General features: G+C 47.6%; 12 protein-coding genes. 7 read left to right on the top strand and 5 right to left on the bottom strand.

The features are described from left to right. Nucleotides 1-256: 256 nt before the first annotated feature. From D082_RS17410 to sppA, 3 genes are all read left to right on the top strand, one after another. Nucleotides 257-8,182: an S-layer family protein gene (locus D082_RS17410; RefSeq protein ID WP_051738831.1), complete on the top strand. Its 7,926-nt coding sequence runs from the start codon at nt 257-259 to the stop codon at nt 8,180-8,182. A gap of 237 nt (nt 8,183-8,419) precedes the next feature. After that, the gene (locus D082_RS17405; RefSeq protein WP_051738828.1) at nt 8,420-9,238 is read left to right on the top strand and encodes a calcium-binding protein; all 819 of its coding nucleotides are present in this window, start codon (nt 8,420-8,422) and stop codon (nt 9,236-9,238) included. Nucleotides 9,239-9,351: 113 nt separating this feature from the next. Continuing rightward, entirely contained in the window at nt 9,352-10,188 is an 837-nt protein-coding gene (gene sppA / locus D082_RS11610) for a signal peptide peptidase SppA (RefSeq protein WP_028947522.1), read from the top strand. Between the two features lie 77 nt (nt 10,189-10,265). On the opposite strand, the gene D082_RS11605 is transcribed toward sppA, so the two are convergent. Beyond that, nucleotides 10,266-11,894 carry an NAD(P)/FAD-dependent oxidoreductase gene (locus D082_RS11605; RefSeq protein ID WP_028947523.1) on the bottom strand — a complete coding sequence of 543 codons (1,629 nt, stop codon included), beginning with the start codon at nt 11,892-11,894 and terminating at the stop codon, nt 10,266-10,268. Nucleotides 11,895-12,068: 174 nt separating this feature from the next. Beyond that, nucleotides 12,069-13,664: an Hsp70 family protein gene (locus tag D082_RS11600; RefSeq protein WP_028947524.1), complete on the bottom strand. Its 1,596-nt coding sequence runs from the start codon at nt 13,662-13,664 to the stop codon at nt 12,069-12,071. A gap of 168 nt (nt 13,665-13,832) precedes the next feature. Here D082_RS11600 and thrS point away from each other — a divergent pair, with 168 nt between their 5' ends. Continuing rightward, nucleotides 13,833-15,644, top strand: a complete 1,812-nt coding sequence (gene thrS, locus D082_RS11595) for a threonine--tRNA ligase (protein WP_028947525.1) — start codon at nt 13,833-13,835, stop codon at nt 15,642-15,644. A 176-nt stretch (nt 15,645-15,820) separates the two neighbouring features. On the opposite strand, the gene D082_RS11590 is transcribed toward thrS, so the two are convergent. The 3 genes from D082_RS11590 to D082_RS11580 form a co-directional block, all read right to left on the bottom strand. Further along, on the bottom strand, nt 15,821-17,116 hold the full coding sequence (locus D082_RS11590) for a cell wall metabolism sensor histidine kinase WalK (RefSeq protein ID WP_028947526.1): 1,296 nt from the start codon (nt 17,114-17,116) through the stop codon (nt 15,821-15,823). Nucleotides 17,117-17,249: 133 nt separating this feature from the next. Then, nucleotides 17,250-18,230, bottom strand: coding sequence for an acetyl-CoA carboxylase, carboxyltransferase subunit beta (gene accD, locus D082_RS11585; RefSeq protein WP_028947527.1), 981 nt, complete (start codon nt 18,228-18,230; stop codon nt 17,250-17,252). A gap of 125 nt (nt 18,231-18,355) precedes the next feature. Next, nucleotides 18,356-19,801, bottom strand: coding sequence for a circularly permuted type 2 ATP-grasp protein (locus D082_RS11580; RefSeq protein ID WP_028947528.1), 1,446 nt, complete (start codon nt 19,799-19,801; stop codon nt 18,356-18,358). 265 nt (nt 19,802-20,066) lie between these two features. Between D082_RS11580 and D082_RS11575 the strand changes: the two genes are divergently transcribed. The 3 genes from D082_RS11575 to D082_RS11565 all read left to right on the top strand — a co-directional run bounded on the left by D082_RS11575 (nt 20,067) and on the right by D082_RS11565 (nt 22,520). After that, nucleotides 20,067-20,447, top strand: coding sequence for a hypothetical protein (locus D082_RS11575; RefSeq protein ID WP_028947529.1), 381 nt, complete (start codon nt 20,067-20,069; stop codon nt 20,445-20,447). Between the two features lie 84 nt (nt 20,448-20,531). After that, the gene (locus D082_RS11570) at nt 20,532-22,037 is read left to right on the top strand and encodes an AAA family ATPase (RefSeq protein WP_028947530.1); all 1,506 of its coding nucleotides are present in this window, start codon (nt 20,532-20,534) and stop codon (nt 22,035-22,037) included. 132 nt (nt 22,038-22,169) lie between these two features. Continuing rightward, on the top strand, nt 22,170-22,520 hold the full coding sequence (locus D082_RS11565) for a DUF1257 domain-containing protein (protein ID WP_028947531.1): 351 nt from the start codon (nt 22,170-22,172) through the stop codon (nt 22,518-22,520). Nucleotides 22,521-22,635: the final 115 nt, after the last annotated feature.

Raw genomic sequence — 22,635 nt, 5'->3', positions numbered from 1 at the left:
TGTGGTGAATTATGAAGAAAAGTATCTAAAACTAGCCCCTTTGCCACTCTTGTTATTTTTCAGCTAGAATTAACCCCTGTGCGTAAATTTACTTAGACTAGAGGCTGTACATAGAAAAAATCTATCCTGCTCGATTTTTTTGTGCTTGTTTATACTTACAGCTTGGTTGATAGCAAAAGAATACTATCTACAACAGATCTAAATGTTAAGTTTTTATTTTAACAATACATCCGCTTTATTTATTTAGAAATTTTCTATGAGCGCTTACAATCCTGATTTGTCCTTAGTCTATGAGAAACTATCTGCTTTTGCCGGCTTAGAAAATTTTTGGCAGAGTTTCGAGATTATCTATGGACAAAATTATGATGTTGTCGCCGCGGAAGCCCTGCGAAGTCGTTGGGCCAGTGAGGACTTTAGTGATGTGCCTGCCATTGAAATGCTCAGTGCCGAAGTTTTGGGTTCTGCGGTAGGGGCCTATGCCCAAAGCATCAATAAAATTTATCTCTCTGATCGATTTGTAGCCACCGCCACCGAAGTCCAACTAGTTGCCGTTATCCTCGAAGAAATTGGCCATGCCGTGGATGCACTGGTCAATAGTCAAGATAGTCCGGGTGATGAAGGGGAGATATTTGCAAACTTAGTATTGGGTGTTCAACTAAGCGAATTAGGTATAGAAAGTCTGAAAACCCAAGATGATAATTTTACGATCCTCGTCGATGGGCAATCTTTACAAGTGGAAGCGGCAACCATAAACGTTACCAATACTAACGACAGTGGTACAGGCAGTTTACGTCAAGCTATTCTCGACGCTAATGCCACTGTTGGAGTAGCCGACATCATTACCTTCACTGGCAGCGTCTTCACTGATGGAATTGCCGACACGATTAATCTGACCTCTGGAGAACTAACGATTACGGATAGTGTGACTATCACAGGCCCTGGGGCAAACTTATTAACAGTTAGTGGAAATGGTAGCTCCCGTGTTTTCGTGTTTCAAGGTCCGGCGGGGGCTAATACCTATAATCTGTCGGGGTTAACCATTACTGGTGGCTCAGCAGGTATTGGTGCGGGAATTTACATGGGTGACGATGACAACGATGACATCTTCAATATCAATCAAGTCCATGTGACTGGCAATAATGCCTCCACTGGAGGAGGGTTTTACATTCGAGGGTTTGACACTCAAGGTGGAGTTACAGTCAACTGGACGAATAGCACTATAAGTAATAATAACTCTAACTTTTTTGGTGGAGGAGCTCTTTACAATGTCAATGCCAATTTTTCTAATGTTACAGTTAGTGGAAATAGTGCAGGTCAGATAGGGGGGATTGCTCACTTTGCAGATGGTTCTGGCAGTAGCAGTTTTTTAAGCCTAACCAATACAACCATTGTAAATAATGCTGGAAGCAGCCCTCTTGGTATTGGCTTAGTCAACGTTTCTCAAAATGGGGCTACTGAAGCAGTTGCTCAATACAGCAACAGTATTTTTGCAGGCAATACCATTAATGTATCCAATAGTGGTACGGGAGCTTCAGTTCAATCCCTCGGCTACAACATCAGTAGTGATGGCACGGGCAACTTAACGGCTACTGGCGATAAACCCAACACCAATCCCTTACTCGGCCCGTTGCAGAATAACGTCGGCCCGACCCCGACCCATGCACTTTTGCCGGGTAGCCCTGCCATTGGAGCCGGTAATACAACTCTTACCACGGATCAACGGGGCATTAGTCGGCCCCAAGGAACTAATGATGACATTGGGGCCTTTGAATATGTCCCCCCGACGGTAAGCCTAACAGCGACAGATAACACGGCCACTGAATCAGCGAGTAATACAGGCAATTTCCGATTAACTCGCGAGCTTCCTACCGGGGCCCTGAGTGATGCTCTACCCGTTCAACTGAGTTTAAGCGGAACCGCTACTAACATCAGTGATTATAATTTCTCGGCTTCGGGAGGAGCAGTTAATGTTAGTGGAAATACAGTTACCGTCACCTTCAATACTGGCTCTAACACCGTTAATCTCACTGTAACCCCTGTTGATGATATCCAGGCCGAGGCCGATGAGACAGTTACTTTAACGCTTAATAATGGCGGATTAAATTATAACTTAGGAACCAATACTAACGGCACGATAACAATTAGCCAAAATGACTTTGTTGTTACTAATACCAATGATAGTGGCGAAGGAAGTCTGCGCCAGGCCATTCTGAATGCTAATGCGATCGCCGGAGCCAATACAATTACTTTTGATATTCCTGGTGGTGGAGTTAAAACCATTAATTTAGCCTCGGCTTTACCAGCTATTACAGAACAAGTCACCATTGATGGCACAAGTTTTGCAGCAACGCCTTTAATAGAACTCAATGGAGCTTTAGCGGGAAGTAGTGTAAATGGTTTAACCCTAGCGGGAGGCTCTAGCGGAAGTATTATAAAAGGCCTAATTATTAATCGTTTTACCAATATTGGCATCCTCATCAATAGCACGGGAAATAAAATACAGGGAAACTATATTGGCACTGATGCCAATGGAATTTCTGGGGCCGGTAACTCATTTGGTGTTTTTATTAATTCAGGTAATAACAATATTATTGGTAGCGATGAAGATGGTACGAATGATGCTAATGAGAGAAATATAATTTCTGGCAATGGAAATGTGGGTGTTATTTCATTTGCTAGTAATGTTCTTGTGAGAGGCAACTATATTGGCACTAATGTCAGTGGTACATCAGCTATAGGGAACGGAATTCATGGTATTTATATTGGTTCTTCTAACCATACCGTTGGTGGATCAACAGCCACAGCTCGTAATATCATCTCTGGCAATAATTTCAGTGGGATTGCAATTTTTGACGGCTCAGCAACGAACGCTCAAAATAATGTTATTAAAGGAAATTATATCGGTACGGATGTCACAGGCACTCAGCCTTTAGGTAATGGTAGTGGTGGTGGAATTCGTATTACTGGGGCAAACAATACCATTGGTGGGACGGGTGCTGGTGAAGGTAACATCATTGCCTATAATTCCGGTAATGGTGTGTCCGTGGTGGATGCATTTGATGCGAATGCAAGTCTAAATAATGCAGGGAATAACATCTCTGGTAATAGTATTTTCAACAATACTGGTTTAGGGCTCGATCTTGCCACTGGTCAAGGTGGTAGTGAAGCAGGCGTAACACCAAATGATTTATTGGATTCAGATACTGGTGTTAATAATCTGCAAAATTATCCCTTACTAATCCGTAATAATAATGGTATCTTCAACGGACGTTTAAATAGTAATCCTGACACTACTTTTCGCATTGAATTTTTTAGTAATACCAATGCAGACCCTAGTGGCAATGGTGAAGGTCAGACTTATCTAGGTTTTCAAAATGTCGTTACAGGAGCCGATGGAAATGCTAATTTTACCTTCACGCCCCCAGGGGGATCGCTCAATGTAACAGCTACTGCAACAGACCCCCAGGGAAATACCTCGGAATTTTCGAGTCCTGCAATTGTTCCAGTGGTCACGATTAGTGCCATTAATGCAACGGCTAATGAAGCCGGTGGCGATCCAGGGACGTTTCGGATTAGTCGCACTGGTGCACCAATAGCCCCTTTAACTGTCAGTTATATCATTGCAGGTACAGCAACTAATGGCAGTGATTACACTAGCCTTTCTGGAACGGTTACAATTCCTTCTGATCAAGCCTTTATCGACATTACGGTTAGCCCCATTGATGATATTCAAGTCGAGGCAAATGAGACCATCATTCTAACCCTAAGTGATAGTGTTGATTACACTCTAGGAACTAATATCAGCGACACGGTAACCATCAATCAAAATGACTTTGTCGTTACCAATACCAACGATAGTGGCGAAGGAAGTCTGCGCCAGGCCATTCTGAATGCCAATGCTATTGGTGGGGCCAATACGATTACCTTTGCGATTCAGGGTAGCGGTGTTCAAACCATTAACTTACTCTCCGCTCTACCAGCCATTAGTCAGCAGGTCACCATTGATGGCACCAGTCAGACAGGTTTTGCAGGAACGCTTTTAATAGAGCTAAATGGAACTTCTGGCGGAAGCGGTACCAATGGTTTGACCCTGGGGGCAGGCTCTGACGGGAGTGTTATCAAAGGCTTAATCATTAATCGTTTTAGTAGTGGTAATGCCATTCTTGTTCAAAGCAATAACAACACCATTGCCGATAACTTCATTGGGACTAGCGCCGATGGCACCAGCGCCCAGGCTAACTTGCGGGGTATTTATATCAACGGCGGCTCGAATAATGTTATTGGAGGGGCCACTACCGCAAGTCGTAATCTGCTCTCAGGCAATGGCCAACAAGGCGTTTTGATTAATGGAGTCAATGCTATTGGGAATAAAGTCCAAGGCAATTACATTGGTACAAATCTAGCGGGAACCGCAGCCATCGGTAATGGCTTCCACGGCATACAAATTCAAGGGGGAAGCAAAAATAATATTGTTGGTACCGATGGTGATGGAGCAAACGACGCTACGGAAGGTAACCTAATTTCTGGCAATGCCGATATTGGGGTAATTACAGAAGGAACGGGAACGACAGGGAATGTTATCGCTGGTAATTTAATTGGGACCAATGCGGCCGGAACTTCTGCCATTGCCAATCAGCATGGGATTTATATCGCCAATGGAGCCGAAAATACCCGTGTAGAACGCAATATTATTTCTGGTAATAATGGTTACGGTATTTGGAACATTAATAATGCTGGTAACCATCGCATTAGTGGCAACTACATCGGCACTGATTTAAATGGGACAGCAGACCTGGGTAATGGTGCGACTGGCATTGAAATCAACAACTCAGCCAACAATACCATCGGTGGAAATACAGCAGGTGATCGTAATATTATCTCCGGTAATAATGGTTACGGTATTTTAATTGCCTCAGCAACTGCTACGGGCAATATAATTCAAGGTAACTACATTGGCACGAATGCCAGCGGCACAGGGGCAATAGGCAATAGCAACGCCGGTATTCGATTAGAAAGTGGCACTGCGAATAACTTAATTGGTACGGATGGTAATAACGTCAATGATCTGGCTGAAGGCAATGTTATTTCTAGCAATAGCGTTGGTATTTCTATCGCTAGTGATACAACCACAGGCAATAAAATCCAAGGCAATTCTCTTTTTGGCAACACAGCCCTAGGCATTGACTTGGGGGCTGATGGTATCACGGCCAATGAGCTAGGAGACGGTGACCCAGGGCCAAATGGATTGCAAAATGCACCACGTCTGAGTCTAGCTCCTAATGGAATTGTTCAGGGGCAATTGAACAGCACTGCGAATACCAATTTCCGCATCGAGTTTTTTAGTAATACTAATGTTGACCCCAGTGGCTACGGTGAAGGGCAAACTTTTCTGAATTCTATCTCTTTCACAACAGATAGCAACGGCAATGCCAGCTTTAGTTTTAACCCTAATTCTGCGACTAATATCACTGCCACCGCCACAAATATTTCATCGGGCAATACCTCCGAATTTTCGAATGTTGCTGTTATTCAAACACCAACTTTTGCTCTCCTAACCGATAACTTCACCGCTTTCTATAACCCCAATACCTTTAACCTTGACTACAATCTTTTGGGACGACAGGGCGGACTCTTTGCAACAACTCGTTGGCTACCAACAGATAACGCCCAAGTAGGTAATCCGACAGCTAATATCGACCAGGGTAATTATTTACTTTTTGGCAATAATGGAAGGGCCGCCCTTGACCGCAACTTCAATGGGGTTAATGCCCAAGGCGGCTTAAAAATCAGCTTTGACCTAGCCCCGAATGCGACAAATACAGATGGTTCCTGGTGGGGAGGTATAAATCTTGGCCTTTCGGAAGCAAATAAAAGCGCTTTCATTAACAATAACGTTCCCCACTTTGGCATTCTATTCCGCGGTAACGGACTTATTCAAGCCTTTGATAGTGGCAGTCTTATCAGTGGTGCAAATAGCGGCTGGGGAGGTACAGGAAATGATGGCATACTTAAACCCTTCAGTCTGGAGCTAACTGATCCCACCGATGGCAATCCCTTTGATGGCGTTGGGCAAACAACAGTCCAGGTTTTTGCTGGGAGTAACTTAATCTATACCTATACCAAGGGCAATGGTGGCTACAGCGATAACTACATCAATCTCGGCACTTCTGGTATTGCCGGCTTTGATAATTTCAAGATTGAAAAACTTGGTCAAGTGCCCTTTGCAGAAAATACCAATGGCAATGTTTACACTGTTGCGGCGGTGGGAGATCCTCTCCGCAATCCAACCCTTATCTATCGTCTTGATGGGGCAGATAAACACCTATTTGATATTTCCGCAAATGGAGAAATTAGCTTTAAAGCTGCTCCTGACTTTGAGACTCCGAATGATGTAGGCGGAGATAATATCTACAACCTTACAGTGATTGCTAGTGATGCCGATTTAACCGGCAGCCAAAATGTCGTCATCAGCGTTACCGATGTCAACGAAGCCCCCACAGGGGTTAATCTGCAAAATACTACCACCAGTCTTCCTGAAAATACTAGTACGCTAAATCGTATCAAGGTAGCGGATATTGTTATCACTGACGATGCCCTGGGAACGGAAACCATTTCCCTCACTGGCAACGATGCTGACTCGTTTGAAGTAGATGGATTGACTCTTTTCCTTAAAGCCAATACGGTATTGGATTTTGAAAGTAAGTTTAGTTACGACGTGACAGTAAATGTAAACGATCCTACGGTCGGGAATAATCCTGATGTGACAACTAATTTCATATTAACCATTATCAACCTAGATGAAGTAGCCCCGACGATTACCTCTAGTAATACAGCAACAGCGATTAATGAAAACAGTGGAGTCAATCAAGTAGTCTACACAGTTACTTCCACCGACACAGGGGATATTGCCACAGGTTCAACCACCTATAGCCTGAAAAATGTCGGAGACTTTTCTTCCTTCACCATTGATGGCACATCAGGACAAGTAACACTTACAAGCAATCCAAATTTTGAAGCTAAATCAAGCTATAGCTTCACCGTTATTGCCACCGATGCCGCCAATAATGCGTCGGAAAAAATAGTCACTCTAGGTATCAACAACCTAGATGAAGTAGCCCCGACGATTACCTCTAGTAATACAGCAACAGCGATTAACGAAAACAGTGGTGCGAATCAAATAGTCTACACAGTCACGTCCACCGACACAGGGGATATTGCCACAGGTTCAACCACCTATAGCCTGAAAAATATCGGAGACTTTTCTTCCTTCACCATTGATGGCACATCAGGACAAGTAACACTTACAAGCAATCCAAATTTTGAAGCTAAATCAAGCTATAGCTTCACCGTCATTGCCACCGATGCCGCCAATAATGCGTCGGAAAAAACAGTCACTCTAGGTATCATCAACCTATTTGAATTAACCAATGGTAATGATATTTATTTCGGAAGTGGGGCAGCTAATCCAATTTATGCTTTAGCAGGCAATGATTGGTTGTATGGCGGACTAGGCAAAGATACTTTTTATGGAGGGTTAGGTAGTGACAAACTCTTTGGAAATTTTGGAAATGATCTACTGAATGGAGATGAAGGAAATGATTGGCTTTATGGCGGACTAGGTAATGATATCCTCAACGGAGGACTAGATGATGACAAACTTTTGGGAGACTCAGGAAATGATTTACTGAACGGAAATGAAGGAAATGATTGGCTCTACGGTGGACTAGGTAATGATATCCTCAACGGAGGACTAGATGGTGACGTCCTAATTGGGGGACTAGGAGTAGATGTTTTTTGCTTCCGGTTTGGAGAATCGTCCCTTAATGAACTAGATTTCATTACCGACTTTACTTTTGGCATCGATAAAATCAACATCAATTCCTTATCAGGAGTTCCTACTAATTTCAGCCGGGCTACCAATAGTATTGCGACTACAATAGCCGATGTAGTAAACAGCGTTTTCCTCGATGCCAATGGAGCCGCCCTTGGAGCTCAGCCCCTCGCAACTAATAGTGCCGTCTTAGTGCAGGTAACAACGCAAAACATTATCGGAACTTACCTCATTATTAATAATGATGTCAGTGGGTTTGATGCGACAAACGACTTAGTAATCAATCTCATTGGTTATACCGGAATTATGCCGGCATTAGGAAATATTTCTCCAGCTAGCGTTTTTGTTTAAGGCTTAGGTGCGCTTCTGCGATGAGTTACGACCTCGCTCTAGGTTCTGGGCTCTAGATCATACTATTGTAGTGATGAACCTTAGTCTTGACCGATTGCCTCCACAGAAACAGTTAACAGACTACTTTTTGTCCAGGGCGATCGCCAGCGATGGCAATTTAACCGGCATCCAGGCTGTCACGGCCACAGTGACCAATGTGAACAAGGTACCATTGCCCTTGATTACCAAGTCAATACCTTGGAGGAAAACACTGACACCACTAATCTGGTGAAAGTAGTAGATATTATCATCATCGATAATGCTTTAGGCACCAACAACCTCAGCCTGTCAGGAAATGATGCCACACTGTTTGAAATTATCGGCACTGGACTATTTATTAAAGCAGGCACAAATCTGGACTTTGAAACCCAAAGTAGTTTTGATGTCACTGTGGAAGTGGATGATCCAGCACTGGGTTCCATTTTTGAAGATTCAGTTAACTTCTCTTTCACTCTCACAAATATCAACGAAATTGATGGCAATAACTTCGCTAACTTTCTTTTTGGAACTCGAAACAATGACCTAATTCGAGGTTTTGGCGGTAATGATATCCTCTTCAGCAATGGTGGCAATGACACACTGTATGGGGGTCTGGGTTATGACTACCTGGATGGAGGCATTGGTGATGATATCCTCCATGGCGGAGAAAACGGTGATATTCTTCTCGAAGGTTATGGTAACGATGTGCTGATAGGAGGATTGGGAATAGATAAGTTGAGTGGTGGATTTGGCGATGACAAATTTGTCTATAGTGCCTTAGATGAGGCAGGAGATGTAATCCTTGATTTCAATCGCAGTCGAGACCAGTTGGTTTTAACTGAGTTATTTACGGGTCTTGGTTACAACGGCACAAACCCCATTGTTGATGGTTATCTCCGCTTCAACCGATTAGGATTTAGTGCTCAGGTTCGAATTGATGCTGATGGTCTGACCAATGGATCCAACTACATCACCCTGACCACACTCGTAGGCGTTCTTCCCTCTAATCTTTCCCTCGGGACTAATGTTGTGATCTGAAATCTCCCTGAATTTAAGCTTTTTATTCTGTTCGGGTCTTCCTACCTGGGCTCGGGAGCAATGGGGTTTATATTGGGGATTCGGATTATTTTCACTTCCCCCTTCTAAATTCTATGATTTGGCCCTTCAAAACCAGCACCCGTAAAAAGATTGCCCGCATTGAAGTGACCGGGGCGATCGCCGGCGGAACCCGCAAAGCAGTGTTGAAGGCCCTGAAAACGGTGGAAGAGAAAAAATATCCAGCTCTACTGCTTCGCATCGACTCCCCTGGGGGAACAGTGGTGGATTCCCAGGAAATTTATACTAAACTGAAGCAATTGAGTGAAAAAATCAAAATTGTCGCTAGTTTTGGTAACATTTCTGCTTCGGGAGGTGTGTACATTGCCATGGGCTGTCCCCACATCATGGCCAACGCTGGCACTATCACCGGCAGTATTGGAGTAATTTTACGGGGTAATAATCTGGAAAGATTACTGGAGAAGGTGGGGGTTTCTTTTAAAGTGATTAAATCCGGGCCCTACAAAGATATTTTGTCCTTTGACCGGGAACTATTGCCGGAAGAACAAACCATTTTGCAAGAACTGATCGACGATAGTTACGGACAATTCGTTTCCACCGTGGCGGCGGGGCGTAATTTACCGGTGGAAAAAGTTAAAGAATTTGCCGACGGGCGGATCTTTACCGGACAACAGGCTCTGGCTTTGGGTCTGGTCGATCGCCTAGGGACAGAAGAAGAAGCTCGGCAATGGGCGGCCACCCTGGCAGGTTTGGATGCAGAAAAAGCCGAATTGGACACCATTGAGGATCCTAAACCGTTCGTTAGACGAATCACCGGCGGCGACAGTCAACTGCAAACCCTGGCTAATAATCTTGGTTTGACGGAAACCTTAAAATGGTGCGAATTTGAGCTTTCCACTAGCGGTCAACCCCTCTGGCTCTATCGTCCCTGAGTCTGTTTACAAAAGCCCAAAGCTAGTAGTTGTCCGTCAACGTTGGTAAAGACAGCTGCGGAGTGAGGGAAACCCATTTACCAAAAACGTCGTTGTTGTTTTAAAAAGACCCGAGCGCAATTTCTCCCCGGCATGCCGGAGATGGAGCCACCGGGATGGGTGCCCGCCCCCGTTAGGTAAAGATTTTTGATGGGGGTTTGGTAATTGGCAATTTCCGGTAGAGGTCTAAGGAACATCATCTGATCCAGGGTCATATCCAGATGATAGACATTGCCGTTATAGCTCCCCAGCCGTTGGGCCAGTTCGGCGGGACTTTCCACTCGGCGACCAATAATTAAGGATTTCAAATTAGGGGCATAGTCCGTTAATTTATCAATCACCCGATCCGCCACTTTTTCCTTTAATTCATCAGTCCAACCAGTGCCCATCAACCCTTTCCCTTCCAATCCGGCAATGCGGTAGGGGGCAAAAAATTCGATCCATAGGGTGTGTTTACCTGGGGGAGCCATGGTGGGATCCAACACAGTGGGAATATCCAAATATAAAGACGGATTGGCATCGGGAATTTGTCCCAGAGCAATAAGGGCATGGGCTTCTTCCACATGGCGTACCGAGTCCGCAATCAAAATGGTTCCTGTTAGATCCTCGGGCCCGGCCATGGCGGTGAAGTGGGGCAAACCGGAGAGGGCGCAATCGATTTTTAAAATAGCTTCGTTATTGTTCACAGTGCGTCGTTTCAGCCGTTCCCCTAGGTTTTGGTCCACCTTGGCTAGGGCCCCTGGTTCCACCAATTGCAAAAATAAACGCCGGGCATCGATGTTAGAAATTACTCCTTTTTTCGCCCGGTACTGTTCTCCGCTAGCTACCTCCACCCCGATCGCCTGGTTATTTTCCACCAATACCCGTTTGACTATTTGGTCGGTGAGAATTTTTCCCCCCTTTGCCTGCACTAACTTTACCAACGCATTGGTCAAAGCTCCTGTTCCCCCTTTAGGTCTGGCAATGCCCTCCAAATGCCGCATGGCCACCATCATCATGCCGGAGCTACTGCCCTTTTGGGATGGAGGGGCGCCAATTTCCGAACATAATCTGGCCAAGGGAGCCTTCACCCTTTCACTGTCGAACCATTCATGGAGCACATCTTCCGGGGAGCCGATCATGGTACGGATAAAATCCAAAGCTTTGGTTTTCGACCCGGCGATCGCCAGCACGGATTTTAAATTGTCCCAACCATAGTTTAGGGCTAGGTCCAGTAATGCCTGGGGAGGGGCATTAAAAGCAGGCTGGACAGCTTTGAGCAAATCAGTCCAATAATTAACGAATTGCTGATATTTTTCGGCATCTCTGGGGCTATACTCCGCAATGTGGGCACAGGTTTTGCTGAGGGAACGGTGGGCCATAAAGGCTTGGCCATCTAGCCCCGGACAAAAAACACTGGGGTCACAGAATAGATATTCCAAACCGTACTGGGCTAAATTTAGCTCCTGCAACACTGGCCCCAGAAAAATAAATTCGTGGTCAATGGCACAGCGATTAAACCGAAACTCCGGCGATAGCTCGGGCATTAATGCTTCCGTGGTGGCCGCCCCCCCGGGTACATCCCGCTTTTCCAATAACGTCACCCCCAAGCCCCGTTGGAGCAAATAGGCGGCACAGACTAAGCCATTGTGCCCCGCCCCAATAATGACGATATCGGTGGTGATCATAAAAATTGGCCTCGACTCCGGGTAGAACATTTTACCCTGACCTTGGCCATCGCTTGGAATGGATTTTTCCCTTGGCAAAGTATGGGGGGGACAGTGCCCCACGGCCCTCCGGCGATCGAGGTCGATGAATACTTCCAGGCAAATATTATTTTTGGATGAGAAATTGACCCACGGTTAACGTAACTGGGCTACCGCCTGATTTTCCAGCAATAATTTTTGCTGTAACAAATCCTCTACGGTTAGGCGTAGATAGCGCTGGTCGTCCACCCAAAATTTGACCTTAACGCGATCGCCACCGGGCACCCCAGGGGGAGAAAGTTGGGCAATTTGCCGAGCTCCATTGCGGTCGTTGAGGGGTTGGACAGTGAATTCTTGATTTTCTAAAACCCTGGTAATTAATTGATTGCCGTCAAAGTAAACCTCCGTGGCCCCAATGCTGGAACCTAGTTCCCCCACAATCAGTTCAATGCTGGGCTGATTATTCAGGGACGCTCCTAGGGTTAGTTCAATGGGTTCGGCCATGGGGTAACCCTGGCCACTTTTAATGATGGGATGCCAATTGTGGCTATTTTTGCGTCGATTCCAGTACCGTACCCCATAGCTGTGATAAAGATAATCCTGTACTTGTCGCCCCTGATAGATCTGCAATGCCCCCAAGGCGATCGCCCCAAAGGGGTGTTGATTGCGAATTTTACTGGCGGGGAATTGGGCGTTAATCCAATCCTGCACCATGGGTAAACGACTGGTGCCCCCCACCACTAGCACTGCATCAAGATGATTGGGAGTTAAACCCCGGCGCTGGGCCGTTCGCTGAACCTGCTCCCACAATGCTGTTAACCGCGCAAAAAATTGTCGTTGCTGCAAAATTTCTGTTAGATCCGATCGCCGTAGCTGAAACTCATAGGATTCGAAGGCCTGATCATCAAAGTAAACCTCTGTAGCTTCTTCCGTTTCCCCTAGGGCAATTTTCAACCGCTCAGCCAAACGTTTAATCCAGGGGGAAACCTGTAAACCCTGGGCCTCGGTAAAATATTCACTGATCCAATAATCAATGTCACTGCCCCCCAAATTGGCCCCCGCTTTGGCCACCACTTTGGCCAAGGCTGATTTTTCCCCTGCCTGAGATCCCGTAATAATGCCGCTCCATTTGAGCAGAAATCCCGAACGGCTCTTTTCTCCTCCGTCCCCCAATTGCACCCAGGAAAAGTCCACCGTTCCCCCACCAAAATCTAACACCAAAATTTGGCTGGCATCCTCCACCCCGTAACCTAAAGCCGCCGCCGTCGGTTCATCCAAAAGGCGAATTTCTTCTATTCCCCAACTGTGGCAGGTTTCACTCAACCAATGACGATAGGACTCGAAACTATCCACTGGCACCGTCAAAGCCAAACAATCGGGTTCTTTCCCTTCCTGTTCCGTCAGTGTTTGAACTATTTTTTCCAAATACCATTGCCCTAACTTTTCAAAGGTCAGGGTCTGTCCATCTAGTTGGGGCAAAAAGCCTTGTACTACTGCCCCAATGCCCCGCTTAAAATTCTTAAAAAACCTTACATCGGTGGGAATATCCCGGCCCCGGTCCAGCACCTGTCTGGCGATCGCCACCTGCCCGAGGGCTGCATTTTCCACATAAATCAAACTGGGAATCAGCGGACCACTATCCCCCAGAGGGCGGCTTAAGGAAGTTAAATCAATTAGCTCTCCTTGGCGGGTTGCTTCATTCCAGCGGGCAATGACTGTGTTGGTAGTACCAAAATCAATGGCGTAGGACACGGCAAAAGCAGACAAGAGAGAAAACCCCTGGATTATAACCTTTTACCATGGCCCAGATTGGGATTAACCCTATAGCTGAATGTTCAAGGCAGTGGGGCCGGGAGCAGATCAAGTATCATGGGAGGGGGCTGAATTCCTTCGTCTGAAAACTTTTTGTAAACATAATCCATGGCCAAAACCGTAGTTTCCCCCGATACCATTGCCCTTCCCCGTACCAGTGAGTCGGAGCAACTTAAAAAAATTCGCCACACCACTTCCCATGTCATGGCCATGGCAGTACAAAAAATCTTTCCCAAAGCCCAAGTGACCATTGGTCCCTGGACGGAAACGGGTTTTTACTATGATTTTGACGTGGAAGAACCCTTTACAGAGGCAGATTTAAAGGCCATTAAAAAAGAGATGGTGAAAATAATTAATAAAAAACTGCCGGTGATTCGGGAAGAAATTAGCCGGGAAGAAGCCAGGCAAAGAATTGAATCAATCCAAGAACCCTACAAATTAGAAATCCTCGATGGCATCCACGAACCCATTACCATTTACCATCTGGGGGATCAGTGGTGGGACCTCTGTGCTGGGCCCCATTTGGAATCCACAGCGGACATTAATCCCAAGGCGATCGCCTTAGAAAGTGTGGCCGGAGCCTACTGGCGGGGGGATGCCAACAAAGCTCAGCTACAACGGATTTACGGCACTGCCTGGGAAACCCCGGAACAACTGGCGGAATATCAACGGCGCAAGGAAGAAGCCTTAAAAAGGGATCACCGCAAACTAGGCAAAGAATTGGGGCTATTTATTTTTGCTGACCCGGTGGGCCCCGGCTTACCCCTCTGGACCCCCAAAGGAACGATTATTCGCACCATCCTAGAGGATTTCCTCAAACAGGAACAAATTAAACGGGGTTATTTACCCGTGGTTACTCCCCACATTGCCCGGGTGGACTTATTTAAACAATCGGGACACTGGCAAAAATACCACGAAGACATGTTCCCCATGATGGCGGAATCCCCGGAGGAAGCGGCCCAGGAAATGGGCTTTGTACTCAGGCCGATGAACTGCCCCTTCCACATTCAAATTTATAAAAGTGAACTGCGCTCCTATCGGGATTTGCCCCTGCGCCTAGCGGAATTTGGCACTGTTTACCGCTACGAACAATCGGGGGAACTGGGGGGGCTAACCAGGGTGCGGGGCTTTACGGTGGATGATTCCCACCTGTTTGTCGCTCCAGAGCAATTGGATGCCGAATTTTTGAGTGTGGTGGATTTAATTCTGACCGTGTTCAAAAGTTTGCAATTAAAAAACTTTAAAGCCCGGCTCTCTTTTCGGGATCCAGAGTCCGATAAGTACATTGGCTCCGACGAAGCCTGGGAAAAGGCTCAGGGGGCCATCCGTCGAGCGGTCCAGGAATTGGAGATGGATTATTTTGAAGCCCCAGGGGAAGCGGCTTTTTATGGGCCAAAACTGGATTTCATTTTCCAAGATGCCCTGGAACGGGAATGGCAATTGGGCACGGTGCAGGTGGATTACAATCTGCCGGAACGCTTTGATTTGGAATATATTGCCGCCGATGGTTCCCGCCAACGCCCCGTTATGATTCACCGGGCTCCTTTTGGTTCCTTGGAACGGTTAATTGGCATTCTCATCGAAGAATATGCGGGGGATTTTCCCCTCTGGTTAGCTCCCATTCAGGTGCGTCTGCTGGCGGTGAGTGATGAGTTTTTACCCTTTGCCCAATCCGTTGTTAAACAAATGCAAGCCCTTGGTCTAAGGGCGGAAGTGGATACCAGTGGCGATCGCCTAGGGAAAATGATTCGCAATGCGGAAAAACAAAAAATACCCGTGATGGCGGTTATTGGTGCCAAAGAGGTGGAGGCCAATGCCCTCAATATTCGCACCAGGGCTTCGGGGGAATTGGGAGAAATTCCTGTAACTGGAGTGTTGGAAAAATTACAGGCAACGGTGGCCAACCACGACACTTGGTAGTGGCGAAATCATTAGGGTGGTGTGGTGTTATTCGTGTGTTGAAGTCAGTTTGGATGGTGTTTCTCCACGGGCACTACCTTGTCATGGGGGTGCCAAGAATTCGTGTAAACTTCCGCACTCTCCTGATTTTGAAGTTTTTTAAGGACCGCTGAACATGATTAAACAAAACTAAAGTTCTAGACGTTTTCAGTCTTCGGCTGATGGGGCAATTCAATGGTGAACATTGCTCCGCCAGTTTCATGATTAACCGCCGTTAAATTTCCTCCGTGGGCCAGGACAATTTCCTTGGCGATCGCCAAACCCAGGCCACTGCCATGGCGCTGACTATCGGGATGTAGACGAGCACGGGAACTATCGCCTCGATAAAGTCGCTCAAAAATGTAGGGTAAATCCCTCGGTTGAAATCCTAGGCCTTGATCCCTAATCCCCATGGTTATCCCTTGTTTGCTCTGATAACCTTCCACAAAAATGGTTCCTTCCGGTGGGCTATATTTCAGCGTGTTGTCCAAAATGTTCATCAATACTTGCATCAGGCGATCGCCGTCCCCTTCTAAATTCAACTCCGCTGGCCCTTGGTAGTCTAGGCTGATATTTTTCACCGCGGCGATCGGGGTTAATCGTTCCCAGGTAATGGCAAGCAAATGGCGTAAATTAATCGGTTCTGGTTCCAGGTAAAGATTGGGATTAGCGGTTATTTGGGTTAAATTAAGCCAACTTTCCACCAAATTTTGCAAACGGGAAATCTCCTTCAGCAACCGCTCAGCCCAGTCTCCATCTTCGGCAGGTAGTCGGGCCTGTAAACGTTCCGCAATTAAAGCCACCGCTGTTAAAGGGGTTCTTAACTCGTGGGCAAGATCGGAAAAAGCCTGATCTCGACCTTGGCGCAGGGCCGCTAAAGTTTGGCGATTTTCCACAAATACGGCCACTTTGCCATCCCTCAGAGGAAATCCTGACCCCCTGAGCAAAATTGATTCCGGCGTTAATTGAAACTGACGGCCATTTTCCCGACTTTCCATGGCGGCGGTGAGGGGCGGGAAAAAAGACCATTCCCTAGTCTGGCTAGCTTGAGTTTGGCGGGTGCGCTCGATTAAACGATCCAGTTCATAAGAACGAATAAACTCTAAAAAAAGTCGCCTTTCCCCCGGTTGCCAATAGCGAATATGGAGTAAAGTTTGGGCCGCAGGATTGCACCACTCCAAATTATTTTCCTGATCAATGAGCAAATAACCCAGGGGAGAAAGGGACATCACTCCCCGCCAGTGGTCAATGGTCTCTAAATATTCTGCAGAAAGACTTTTGAAATAGCTAATTTCTCGCCGTACCAGGGAAACGAGGGAAAGGGAATGGGAAACTTCTTGGGTATCCGGCAGTCCCGTTAGCAAATTTTTGATTTTATTATTCAGCCGAAACCGTTCGATTGCCCCAATGCCAAAACCAATTGCCCCACCGATCGCCAAAGTAATTATTTCCATATCCTAGCAGTTGCCTAGTGCGGAACAGTATTTTTTCCAGCAGTTTTGATAGCAATTGCCATCAAGGGTAACTAAGTAAACCCATTGAATTCTAGTCTTTTCGCTAAGCTGAATCACCGTCGGCAAGCATTTTTTAACTATCTTGATTGACGGAAACCTGATTATCCACTGCCAAAGTGGTGTGGCTCAGCACTAACTCTGGGTTGACCTGCTTAGCATCGGCATTGAGGGGGGGCAAAATCGGATAAAAGGGCTGGTGCAGACTAATCAGTTGCGCCAAAGTTCTTTTCAGTTGGGGCCGGGGCACAATGGCATCCACAAAGCCGTGGTGCAGTAAATATTCAGAAGTCTGAAAATCTTCGGGCAACTTTTCCCGTAACGTTTGTTCAATCACTCGCCGGCCGGCAAAACCAATGGTGGCTTTGGGTTCGGCCAAAATTAGATCCCCCAACATGGCAAAGCTAGCCGTTACACCGCCGGTGGTGGGATGGGTTAAAACGGGAATATACAATAGCTTTTGCTCCCGATGTTTCTGCAAGGCCCCAGAAATTTTGGCCATTTGCATCAGGCTCAACATCCCTTCCTGCATCCTGGCTCCACCGGAAGCGCAAATAATAACCACGGGCAATCTTTCCAGAGTGGCATACTCAATCAAGCGGCAGAGTTTTTCCCCCACCACGGACCCCATACTGCCCCCCATAAAACGGAAATCCATTACCCCCAAGGCGATCGGTAGACCATCTAGGCGGCCATGGCCCGTCTGCACCGCATCGGTCAACTCCGTCGCTTTTTGGGTGTCCCGGATCCGATCCTTATAGGATTTGCGGTCCTTGAATTTGAGGGGATCCGTCGGTTGTAAATGTTCGTTGATAGGTTGCCAGGTCTTGGCGTCAATTAGTTGACGAATCCGTTCGTCACTGTCCACCCTTAGATGGTGTCCACACTCGGCACAGACTAACCAATTACTTTGCAGATCCTTGGTGTAGGTCAGCACGCCACAGGCCGGGCACTTAGTCCATAGCCCATCTGCCACTTCCCTTTCCTGGGGAGATTGGGGCTGGAGCATGGGGGGCTCAGCTTTTTCACGGTTGGCAAACCAATCAAATAGAGACATATTTGTTCGGGGACAGTGGCGATCGCAACGGTAATCCAAGACACATTTGCCATTCTACCAAGATCGTTGACCGTGCTTTGGCCATGGCAGGGCTGAAAGCCAGAGTTGTTTGGCCAGAAAATCCACTATTCTCCGGATCCCTGCAACACCCAGGTATCCTTACTGCCGCCCCCCTGGGAAGAATTAACGACTAAAGATCCCCTACGCAAAGCTACCCTGGTTAAACCACCGGGATGAACATAAATTTCATCACCCCGGTTGAGGATATAGGGACGGAGATCCACATGGCGACCTTCCACTTGATCACCAATCAAAGTGGGCACCCGGGAAAGATTTAGCACCGGCTGGGCAATGTAGTTGCGGGGATTGTGGCGAATCCGTTCGGCAAATTGGGACCTTTCCTGGGGGCTGGCACTGGGACCCATCAACATACCGTATCCCCCAGCTTCATTGGCGGATTTAACGACTAGTTCCGCCAGGTGATCCAGCACATAGTTTCTATCCTCTTCCCGCCAACAGAGATAGGTGGGCACATTGGCCAAGAGAGGTTCTTCCTTGAGATAGTAGTCAATCATCTCCGGCACATAGGCATAGATAACTTTATCGTCCGCCACCCCTGTCCCCGGGGCATTTGCTAGGGCAACCCGACCTTGGCGATACACTTCCATTAACCCTGCTACCCCTAAAAGAGAATCGGGTCGGAATACCTCTGGGTCGATAAAATCATCGTCCAAGCGACGGTACACCACATCCACCCGTTGCAAACCCTTGGTGGTACGCATTTGTAGATAGCCATCAGCCACCACTAAATCCCGACCTTCCACCAGTTCTACTCCCATTTGTTGGGCCAGGAAAGAATGCTCAAAGTAAGCAGAATTATTAATGCCTGGGGTTAAAACCACCACCACTGGGGCGGCCAGATGGGGCGAGGCAAGGTTAAGCAAAGTTTCCAGTAATTGGCTGGGGTAACTGTCCACTGGTTGAATGGGGATAGTTTGGAACATATCGGGAAAAGTACTTTTCATCACCCGCCGATTTTCCAGTACATAGGAGATGCCGGAGGGCACCCGCAGATTATCTTCCAGCACAAACCATTTGCCTTGGCCGTCCCTAACCAAGTCGGTGCCGGTGATGTGACACCAGACTCCAGCGGGGGGCTTAATGCCAATGCAGGGTTTTAGGAATCCACTGGCGGATTCGACAATGTCGAGGGGAATAATGCCGTCTTTAATAATTTTCTGGGGGCCGTAGACGTCGGTTAAAAAGCAGTTCAAGGCTTTGATGCGCTGTTTTAATCCTTTCTCTAGCGATCGCCATTCGGCCTCGGCAATGATGCGGGGAATAATATCTACGGGGAAAATGCGCTCTACCCCCTGGTCGTCGTTATAGACCCGAAAAGTTACTCCTAGGTTAAAAAGGGCAATTTGGGCCGTTTCATGGTGCTGCCTGAGGGTTTCGGGGGATAACTGTCCCATCCAATCAATTAGGGGGGCCGCCTGGGGTCGGGGTTGCCCTGGGGCAGAAAAAAGTTCGTCGTAGAAATTGCCTGGATCGTAGCTTTGAAGTTGCATGGTTCCCCCTCAATGGTTGGTGTGGGCTTGGGCCATAGTGGCGCAGGTTGTCGCCAACTGGGAAAGGCGCCCGTAGCTGCCTTGCCTGTCTCTTTACCCTAACCCCTGGCCCTAAGGTGCTAGGAAACGGGACTGGGGGCTGTAATTGAGGCAACAATTTGGCTAGAAAAATAGTTTTGTAACGAAATATTACAAAAATGCAGGCATAGTGGCTTAGTGGCTTGACAGGATAGTGGTGGGTGATTAAATTGGGGTACTATACCCGATGGGTAACCTAATCATTAGTGATATGCAGGACAAGCAAAAGGTCACACTTTATATGCCGCCGGGCATCCATCGGCAACTCCGAATTCGCTCAGCCATTGATGCTGAATCTATGTCGGCGATCGTGGAACGGGCCATTGATTTTTACCTCAAGCACCCGGACAAGGTCGAAGCCGAAGAAAAGTCAACCTATGGCAAAACCCATCAAGTGCACATCTGTCCGGAATGCGACGCCGCCATGGTGATGCGAGACGGCCAGATGATGTCCCTGAAGGATCAGCCCAGTGTCCTGAACGATAACGACGAGTCTTCCCTACCCCTAGTGGATGATGCTCCGGTAACCGCCGATGTCGATGCAGAAAAGATGTTGATTCCCTGCTAGGCTCTCTGTTTTTCAGACAGTCCAAAACAGAAACAACGGCACAACCTTTCTGTCACTTCTTTTCCTCAATTTCTGGTCGAACCCATGCAAGAAGAGCTGAGTGTACTCCTGAAAGCTCAATATCCCCTGATTTATCTCGTTACTTCCGAGGAGGAACGGGCCGAGCAAGCGGTGTATCGCATCGTTCAGGAGGTTACCCAGCACCAACGTCTGTTTGTTTGGACCGTTACCCATGGCTTTCGGGAATACGGCGTCACCCAACAGAAAACCCATCACAATACCATCTCCCCCGAGGCGGCCATTGAATGGGTGGTGCGCCAGGAACCGGGCATTTTCATTTTCAAAGACCTCCATCCTTTCATTGCTTCCCCGGCGGTGACCCGGTGGTTACGGGAGGCGATCGCCAGCTTTAAGGGCACAGAAAAGGCGATCGTGCTTATGTCCCCCTACCAGGAAACCCCCATTGAACTGGAAAAGGATGTGGTGGTCTTAGATTTTGCCTTGCCGGATTTGGCCACCCTGGATGGGGTGCTCAGCCAGCAATTGGGTAAAGCCCGCCCTACCTTGGGCCAGGATTCCCGGGAAAAACTGCTTAAGGCAGCCCTGGGCTTGACTAAGGACGAAGCGGAAAAGGTTTACCGCAAAGCCTACGTCAAAGCTGGACAGTTAACGGAAGAGGAGGTGGAAATTGTACTCTCCGAGAAAAAGCAGTTGATCCGCCGCAACGGTATCCTTGACTACATCGAGGAGGATGAAACTATCCGGGCCGTGGGGGGATTGGAAGAACTGAAGAAATGGTTGACCCAACGTTCTGACGCTTTTACGGAACGGGCCCGGGAGTACGGTCTGCCCCAACCCAAAGGCATGTTGATCCTAGGGGTGCCCGGTTGTGGTAAGTCTTTGATTGCCAAAACCACTTCCCGGCTCTGGGGTTTGCCCCTATTGCGTCTGGATATGGGGCGAGTCTATGACGGTTCCATGGTGGGGCGATCGGAGGCGAATCTCCGCAACGCCTTGAAAACCGCTGAGTCCATTTCCCCGGCCATTTTGTTCATTGATGAATTGGACAAAGCCTTTGCTGGGGGAGCCGGTTCCGGAGACTCCGACGGGGGCACTTCCAGCCGCATCTTTGGCAGTTTCCTCACTTGGATGCAGGAAAAAACTTCCCCTGTATTCGTCATGGCTACGGCCAACCGGGTCGATCGCCTACCGGGGGAATTTCTCCGCAAGGGACGGTTTGACGAAATCTTTTTCGTTGACCTGCCTTCTTCCGAAGAGCGGGAAGCCATTTTCCGTATCCACCTCCATAAACGGCGCAAAGACACCTCCCGTTTTGATCTGGGGGAATTGGCCGGTACCTCCGACGGTTTTTCCGGAGCCGAAATTGAGCAGGCGATCGTAGCAGCCATGTACGAGGCCTTTGCCCAAGAAAGAGAATTTAACCAGCTCGACATCATCGCAGCGATCAAATCGACGTTGCCCCTGTCGCGCACTATGGTAGAGCAGGTCACCGCGCTTCGAGACTGGGCCCGACAAAGGGCTCGGCCTGCCTCCGCTTCCGTGGCTGAATATCAGCGACTGGAGTTCTAACAAGCTTTCTCCTGTTCCCGCAGGAGCAAAGACTAACCGTTGGGTTAGTAATTTAAGATAAGCCGTTTTAATGGCGGCATTTCCCACTTCTCAATTGTTGTTGTTGACTTTTTTCTCTGGAGGAAATCCACCATGTCTCATTTCAGCACTCTCCGTACTAAGATCACGAACGCTGAAGTTTTAACCTCTTCCCTCAATGACCTCGGCATTACCACCAAGACCGAAGCTGATGTGCGGGGCTACAATGGCCAACGCATCCGGGCCGACATTGTGGCTGTGTTGGATGGCGATTACGATTTAGGCTGGTCCCGCAACGGTGATGGTTCCTTCGACTTGATCGCCGATCTTTGGGGTGTGGCCAAGAAACACAATCAAACCGAGTTGATCAACTCCATTAACCAAAAATACGCCGTTAATCAAACCTTGGCCGAGGTGAAACAACGGGGCTTACAAAACGCCAATGTTAAGTTAGTCGTACACTAAACTGTTTCCCTCTTTTTCTGCAAAACGATTAGGATTTTCGGTGCGTTCCCAAGCCTCTTTTCGTAGCTGTCTTCGTTGTAGGACGGCTACTTTTTTTCTGGCCATATTCCGTTAA

The sequence above is a fragment of the Synechocystis sp. PCC 6714 genome, from assembly GCF_000478825.2.
In the GTDB taxonomy this organism is placed as follows: domain Bacteria; phylum Cyanobacteriota; class Cyanobacteriia; order Cyanobacteriales; family Microcystaceae; genus Synechocystis.
Note: the sequence above shows the minus strand (reverse complement) of the source record. Positions and strands in the feature narration are given on the sequence as shown.